The 7,173-nt window shown below is 69.8% G+C and carries 6 protein-coding genes; 4 read left to right on the top strand and 2 right to left on the bottom strand.

Translation table 11 applies throughout. From position 1 onward, the window contains the following. Positions 1 to 50: 50 nt before the first annotated feature. Positions 51 to 647, bottom strand: coding sequence for a TetR/AcrR family transcriptional regulator (locus tag DQW06_RS10180; protein WP_117198349.1), 597 nt, complete (start codon positions 645 to 647; stop codon positions 51 to 53). Between the two features lie 121 nt (positions 648 to 768). Here DQW06_RS10180 and DQW06_RS10175 point away from each other — a divergent pair, with 121 nt between their 5' ends. The 3 genes from DQW06_RS10175 to DQW06_RS10160 all read left to right on the top strand — a co-directional run bounded on the left by DQW06_RS10175 (position 769) and on the right by DQW06_RS10160 (position 2,764). Further along, on the top strand, positions 769 to 1,605 hold the full coding sequence (locus DQW06_RS10175) for an alpha/beta fold hydrolase (RefSeq protein ID WP_117198348.1): 837 nt from the start codon (positions 769 to 771) through the stop codon (positions 1,603 to 1,605). Positions 1,606 to 2,189: 584 nt separating this feature from the next. Next, entirely contained in the window at positions 2,190 to 2,498 is a 309-nt protein-coding gene (locus DQW06_RS10165) for a type II toxin-antitoxin system prevent-host-death family antitoxin (protein ID WP_232832994.1), read from the top strand. Then, positions 2,495 to 2,764, top strand: coding sequence for a type II toxin-antitoxin system RelE/ParE family toxin (locus tag DQW06_RS10160; RefSeq protein ID WP_117198345.1), 270 nt, complete (start codon positions 2,495 to 2,497; stop codon positions 2,762 to 2,764). The genes DQW06_RS10165 and DQW06_RS10160 overlap by 4 nt, the downstream gene beginning before the upstream one ends. A 305-nt stretch (positions 2,765 to 3,069) precedes the next feature. On the opposite strand, the gene uppS is transcribed toward DQW06_RS10160, so the two are convergent. Beyond that, positions 3,070 to 4,764 carry a polyprenyl diphosphate synthase gene (gene uppS / locus DQW06_RS10150; RefSeq protein WP_117198343.1) on the bottom strand — a complete coding sequence of 565 codons (1,695 nt, stop codon included), beginning with the start codon at positions 4,762 to 4,764 and terminating at the stop codon, positions 3,070 to 3,072. A 1,104-nt stretch (positions 4,765 to 5,868) separates the two neighbouring features. Between uppS and DQW06_RS10145 the strand changes: the two genes are divergently transcribed. Continuing rightward, positions 5,869 to 7,074 (top strand): NAD(P)/FAD-dependent oxidoreductase, encoded by a 1,206-nt coding sequence (locus tag DQW06_RS10145; protein WP_117198342.1) that lies wholly within the window; start codon positions 5,869 to 5,871, stop codon positions 7,072 to 7,074. The last annotated feature ends 99 nt before the right edge of the window (positions 7,075 to 7,173 follow it).

Below are 7,173 nucleotides of genomic sequence, written 5' to 3'. Positions count from 1 at the left end.
CTCCCCTAGTGCTCCCCGCGCACGCGGGGATGGTTGCAGTTCACACCGCTTTACGGGAGTGAAGCCTTCTCAGCCGCACCGCGGTTCGCCTTCTCCAGGGCCGCGTCGATCAGTACCTCGGCGGCCTCGCGCGCCCGGTCGGCCGCTTCCGCCTGGCCGGTGATCGCTGCGGTGGTCTGCGCGCCCTCCGCCAGCAGAGCGAGCTGCGCGGCCAGGGAGGAGTCCACGCCGATCCGTTCCACCAGTTCGCCCAGGTAGCGCTGGAAGGACAGCTTGTGCTCGCGGGCGATATCGGCGACGTCGGAGTTGACCGCCCCCAGTTCGGCGAAGGCGTTGATGAACCCGCACCCCCGGAAGTCCTCCTCGCAGAACCAGTCGGACAGGAACGCGTAGACCGCCAGCAGCTTCTCCCGGGGCGTCCCGGCCGCGTTCACGTGCTCGTCCAACCCCTCCGCCCATATACGCCTGCGCCTGTGCAGCACCGCCATGACGATGTCGTCCTTGGAGGGGAAGAGCTGGTAGAGGCGGCGCAGTGAGACCCCGGCGGCGTCCCGGAGCTGGTCCATGCCCACGGACGAGAAACCCCGCGTGTAGTAGAGCCGGTCGGCCGCCGCGACGATCTGCTGTCGGTACTCCTCGTTGTCCATGCCACCAGTGTACTTGCGCCGAGAACGATCGTTCTCTAAGGTGTGGAGCAAGTGAGAACGCTCGTTCTCGCACACGGCTTCGGATGAGAACGACCGTTCTCATCGAAAGAGGGGGTTCACCATGGGCCGTATCACCGTCGGAACCGAGAACAGCACTCCGATCGAGCTGCACTACGAGGACCAGGGCAGTGGTCAGCCCGTCGTCCTCATCCACGGCTACCCGCTCGACGGTCACTCCTGGGAGAAGCAGACCGCCGCCCTGCTGGACGCCGGTTACCGGGTCATCACCTACGACCGCAGGGGTTTCGGCCAGTCCTCCCAGCCCTCCACCGGCTACGACTACGACACCTTCGCCGCCGACCTCAACACGGTCCTGGAGACCCTCGACCTCACCGACGTCGTCCTGGTCGGCTTCTCCATGGGCACCGGCGAGGTCGGCCGCTACCTGGGCACCTACGGCTCCGCCCGCGTCGCCAAGGCGGCCTTCCTGGCCTCCCTTGAGCCGTTCCTGCTCCAGACCGAGGACAACCCCGGCGGGGCCGCGCCCCGGGAGTTCTTCGAGGGTGTCGTCGCGGCGGTCAAGGCGGACCGGTACGCCTACTTCACCGACTTCTACAAGGACTTCTACAACCTGGACGAGAACCTGGGCACCCGCATCAGCGAGGAGGCCGTCCGCAACAGTTGGAACGTCGCGGCGGGCTCGGGCGCGGTGGCCTCGGCGGCGGCCCCGTTGACCTGGTTCACCGACTTCCGCGCGGACATCCCCAAGATCGACGTTCCCACGCTGATCCTGCACGGTACCGCGGACAACATCCTGCCGATCGACGCCACCGGCCGCGCGTTCTCGGCGCTGCTGCCCTCGGCGGACTACGTCGAGATCGAGGGTGCGCCGCACGGTCTGCTGTGGACCCATGCGGAGGAGGTCACCGAGGCCCTGCTGGCCTTCCTGGCCAAGTAGGGCGGGAGGCTGTCAGGGGGCATGCCGTGCCCCACGGTCCCGGGAGCGCATCAACGGGGGCGCTCCTGGGACCGTGGTTGTCTCAGAACTGATAAACCGCGTTATGTTGCTGTGGGCGAGGTGGCTCTGGGGTGTCGCGGCGACGCGGGTCGTTTCAGGCTGCGTAACCTGTTGACGTTTAAGGGTTTTCGCGTCCTATGGGATTTTGGTGGCTGGTGTCTGTTTTTCGGGAAGTTGGAAATTCGGCTGCTTGTCGCTGGTAAGTTCCCAGGTCGTTGACTGTGCTCCCCGCGCACGCGGGGATGGTCCCGAGTGACAGGGCGTTGGCGCCCTTCCACCCAAGTGCTCCCCGCGCACGCGGGGATGGTCCCGTCGACACGGGTCATGAAGTCGATGCCCCACCGTGCTCCCCGCGCACGCGGGGATGGTCCCACCGGCCTGTACTACGTCACCCACCACACCGAGTGCTCCCCGCGCACGCGGGGATGGTTCTGGGATCCAAGCTTTTGTCGTCTCTCGTCAGGAAGGCAAGGAACCACGCCAACCACGCCAGGTTGGCGTCTTTTTAGGGCATGATGGAGAACATGAACGCTGACACCAGCCATATGCACGAACTGTCTGTGACCGAGGCTCGCGATCACTTCTCCGAACGCGTCAACCGCGCCGTCTACGGCGGCGAGGTCACCTTCGTTACTCGCGGACGTCGTCACCAACGGGCTGCCGCGATCGTTCCGGCCGACATGGTCGATCATTACGAGGAGCTGTTGGACGAGCGTGACGCCCGTATCGCCGCCGAGCGCTTGGCCGACATCGAAGCGGGACGATCGACGGTCGTTCCCTTCGATGAAGCGATGCGCCAGCTCGGGCTGACCGAAGACGAGCTGGGCCGGTGAACGAGCCCTACGCTGTTTCATTTGCTGACCCAGCGCTTAAGCAGCTCGGCAAGCTCGACAAACCGATCCGACTTCGAATCGCGCGCAAGGTCCGAGAACTGGCAGTGGACCCACGCCCGGCCGGGAGTATCCCGCTCAAGGGAGACACCGAATCCTGGCGCATCCGGGTAGGCGACTACCGGATCGTGTACACGATTTACGACGGTCGGTTGGTGGTCCTTGTGCTGAGTGTCGCTCATCGCCGTGAGGTCTACCGGGACCTGTGACACCTCTCCCCCCGCACGCGGGGATGGTCCCGCCAGCTCCTGCCCAAGAATCGTCGCGCCACCGTGCTCCCCGCGCACGCGGGGATGGTCCCGACCCGACGGGCCCGCACCTGCGTCTTCGCCTGTGCTCCCCGCCCGCGTGGGGATGGTCCATCGTCGGCGCGCGCCTTCATCGCGGCCGCCAGGTGCTCCCCGCGCACGCGGGGATGGTCCCATGTTCGGCCGGGTGGAGATCTCCAAGCCGACGTGCTCCCCGCGCACGCGGGGATGGTCCGGGGCGGCCCTCAGGCCCACCGAGTGCAGCGTCAGGCGCTCTCCTCGCTCAGGGTGCCGCCGAAGCTCCTGCGCCGTTCCGCGTAGGTGTTGACGGCGCGCACCAGGTGGGGGCGGTCGAAGTCGGGCCAGAGGGCGTCCTCGAAGACGAGTTCGGCGTAGGCGGTGTGCCAGGGCAGGAAGTTGCTGGTGCGCTGCTCGCCAGCGGTTCTGATCAGGAGGTCCACGTCGGGCAGGGTGGGATCGTAGAGGTACCCGGCGAGGTCGGACTCCGCCATGCGCGTCGGGTCCAGCCGCCCCGAGAGCGCCTCGGCCGCCGCGTGTTTGACCGCGTCCACCATCTCCTGGCGGCCTCCGTAGTCCAGGCAGAACGTGAGCGTCACCCCGCTGTTGCCCGCCGTCAGCTCCTCGGCCCACTCCAGCCGTTCGCGGAGCGCCGCCTCGATCCTGGTGCGGCGGCCGTACCAGCGCATCCGGACGCCCCGGGCGTGCAGGCGCCCGGTGACCCCCGTGACGCGCCGGGCGAACACCTTGAACAAGGAGGACACTTCTTCGGGAGAGCGCGACCAGTTCTCGGTGGAGAAGGCGAAGGTGGTCACGTACTTGATGCCCAGGTCCCCGGCGGCGTCCACCAGACGGTACATCGCCTCCTCCCCGGCCATGTGCCCTTCCACCGCGGCCAGCCCGAGTGCCCCGGCCCAGCGCCGGTTACCGTCCATGATCACGGCCACGTGCTCGGGGACCGCGGCGGGAGGGCCCCCGGGCTCGGAGGAGGGGGCGGGCGACCGCCGTTGCCGCGTCCCGGAGGCGACCGGCAGGACCTCGACGGGTGTCCTCCGGGTCTGTGACAACCGGGTGGGAACGGCTGTCCGCGGTGGAGTGTCCGGCCGGACCGCCGGGAGGTACTCGCACTCGTCCAGGCCCGTCCGCAGCCCGACCAGCATGGAGGCGAGGAAGGGGCGGCTGGAGGGGTGCGCGGCATCGACCACCTCCTGACCCCGATCCAGAAGCCCGCGCGCCCGTCGCACCTGCAGGGCGATCAGTTCCCGACAGGCGTCCGTGCCGAGCGCGCCGATCAGGCCGTCCGCGTCCAGGCCGAACCGCTCCAGGTCCTGGCGGGGCAGGTAGCAGCGGCCCTGTCCGAGGTCTTCGGGCAGGTCGTTGAGGATGTCGATGTACTGGAAGACCTCGCCCAGCAGCGACATGAGCTCCGGGGTGTCCTCCCGGACCGGCTCCAACACGGTGCCGAACAGCTCCGCGACGGTGCCGCTCATACCGCGCAGGTAGCGGCGCAGGTCGGCGAAGCCGGGGAAGTCGGGCGGTCGGCGGCTGTCCTGTTCGAGTGTGGTGAGAAGCTCCTCCAGCACCGGCACGGGCATGTCCCACGCCCGCACCGTGTGGACCACGGCGCGCTGGACCGGCGGCAGGCGAACGGGTGCGCCGGGTCCGTCGGCCAGCGCGGTCAGGATCTCGGCGCGGAACCGGGCCAGGGCCGGACCGCGCTCGGAGACCTCCCCCTCGTCGGCCAGCCGATCGGCCCATATCCCGAAGGCGGCCAGTGCGTGCGCGTAGGGGCGCTTGTGGGCGGGCAGCAGATCGACCACCCGGGGGGAGACGTGGTCCGCACCCGTGTGGATCCTGCGGCAGACCTCGAAGGCGCGCGCCAGGCCGGTGTCGGCGCCCCGCTCCGCGATCAGCGGGGGACCCGTCCTCGTGTAACCGCTCATCGCCGTTCCTCCTCGGTGGCCTGGGGAGGGAGCCCTCGCCTCCGTGAACCGTGTGCGGCGAAGGGATCCGCCTGAGCCCGCACCCCCGCGAACACCGAGGGGATCTGAATAATCACGAGGAGTAGCATAGTGGTTTCCGTGATGACGAGTACCCGCTCGCCTCGATCACCGACGCCACCGGAGCGGTGTGGAAGACCGCCTGCGACGACGACCAGGTCTTCGGTCCGACGGTGCCCGACGGCACCGGGGAGGGGGCGCGACCTCCTGCGACCACGGTGGGCCCGGCGGCAGGAGGGAAAGGGTGTTTCCCGGGTGCGGGGACGGCCCACCATCCGACGGGCCACTCTGCCCGGTGGGCGCCTGAGTCCGTCCGGGGCAAGGGAAAAGCCCCCGCGCGACGAGGTGTCGCGCGGGGGCTCCCGCGTCTCGCCGGACCGTCGCGGATCCCCCGAACCGCCGGTCCGGCGCGGGTCGTGCGCGCTCACCCCCGAGAGGCGCCGACCCGGCACCCGCGCCGCGTCATCCCGGGCCGTACGGCCGTGGAGGCCGTCCCCGCGGCCCGAGGAGCGCGCGGGTGCACACCAACCTGTCTACCCGTCCGGCGGCGGGTAAACATCGTCCCTCCCGGCCTCCGTCGGGAGCGCGGTACGGCCAAACCTCCTCAGGCGGGGACGGCGCCGCTGGAGGACACCGCGTCGTCCCCCTCGGGTCCGATCGCGATCAGCACCTGCTCGTGGTCGGGGTCCACGCTGAACCCGTAGCTGAGCGTCGCCTCCTCGCCGTGGGGAAGCGGTTCGTCGAGCGATGAGGCGCATGAGGGCCGTGAGCTGCTCGCGGGAGAGCTGGAAGCCCTTGGCCTGCTGCCACACCTTCAAGGCGCGGGGGCCTCGGCCCGGCCAGCTCCGGAAAGTGGGACGGAGCCGAAGACCGTGCGGTCACGGGCGCGGTCCCGGAGCACGTCGCAGCCGAGGGGGACTCGCTGGTCGCGCGGGTCACGAGCGCCGCCAAGCCGACTGTGATGTGCATCATGCCCACCGCGTGTCACGGATAGGCGGGCAGCTTCCATCTGGTGGTCGTCGGCAGCAAGTGGAGGAAGGCGGAACGATGAGCGCACAAGACGAGGCAGGCATGGCGGCCGCACACCGTGTTCTGATCCTGGGGGCGGGTTACGCGGGCATGTCCGCGGCGATCCAGCTCGCGGCCCGGTTCAAGCAGCACGAGGACGTGCGGGTGACCCTGGTGAACGCGCAGGAGCGGTTCACCGAGCGGCTGCGGCTGCACATGACGGCGACCGGGCAGCAGCTCGCCGAGCTGAGCATCCCGGAGCTGCTGGAGGGGACGGGCGCGCAGTTCGTGCGCGGCTGGGTGACGGCGGTGAACACGGACACGAGGAGCGTGCGGATCGACGACGACCGCATCCTGCACTACGACACGCTCGTGTACGGGTTGGGCGGCGTGGCCGACACGGCGGCGGTGCCGGGTGTCGAGGAGCACGCGTACACCCTGAACAGCGCGCAGGACGCCGAGGCGCTGGCCGACCGGCTGGCGCGGCTCGGCAGCGGCACGGTGGTGGTCGCCGGCAGCGGGCTCACCGGGGTCGAGTCGGCCGCGGAGATCGCCGAGCAGCACCCGGAGCTGAACGTCGTGCTGCTGGGCCGACGCGAACCCGGTGCGACCATGAACCCCAAGGCCAGAACGTATCTGCGGTCCGCGCTTCAGCGCCTGGGCGTCCGGGTGCGCAGCGGGGTCGAGGTGGCGAAGGTGCTGCCCGGTGCGGTCGAGCTGGTGGGCGGGGAGAGCATCACCGCCGACGCGGTCTTGTGGACGAGCGGTACGCGGGTGTCGCCGCTGGCGGCCTCCGCCGGGCTGACCGTCGACGAGCGCGACCGCATCGTCACCGACGCCGCGCTGCGGTCGGTGTCGCATCCGGAGGTGTACGCCATCGGCGACGCGGCCGCGATCCTCCAGGGCTACGGCGTGATGCACGGCACCTGCCAGGGCGGCATGCCGACCGGTGTCCACGCCGCGGTGTCGATCGTCCGTACGCTGAAGGGCAAGCAGCCCAAGCCGTTCCGCTTCGGCTACTACCACACGCCGGTGAGCCTGGGCCGGCGCGACGCGGTCGTGCAGTTCACCCGCCCCGACGACAGCCCTCGACGGGTGTGTCTGACCGGCCGCATGGCGGTCCGCTATAAGGAGACGGTGACTGCTTCGCCCTGGCCCACGTGGGGCCGTATGAAGAAGATGCCCGCCTCGGGCGCGTTCTGGCCCCGCGGCGGCCGTTTCACCCGGATCCGGGAGGCGCGGTGACCCACCCTTCCCCGGACCTCGACCAGCAGGTGTTCCACCGGCATCGCAACCTGCTGTTCTCGGTGGCCTACCGCGTCCTCGGCACCGCGGCCGATGCCG

This window comes from Nocardiopsis sp. TNDT3, from assembly GCF_003427465.1.
Classification (GTDB): domain Bacteria; phylum Actinomycetota; class Actinomycetes; order Streptosporangiales; family Streptosporangiaceae; genus Nocardiopsis; species Nocardiopsis dassonvillei.
Note: the sequence above shows the minus strand (reverse complement) of the source record. Positions and strands in the feature narration are given on the sequence as shown.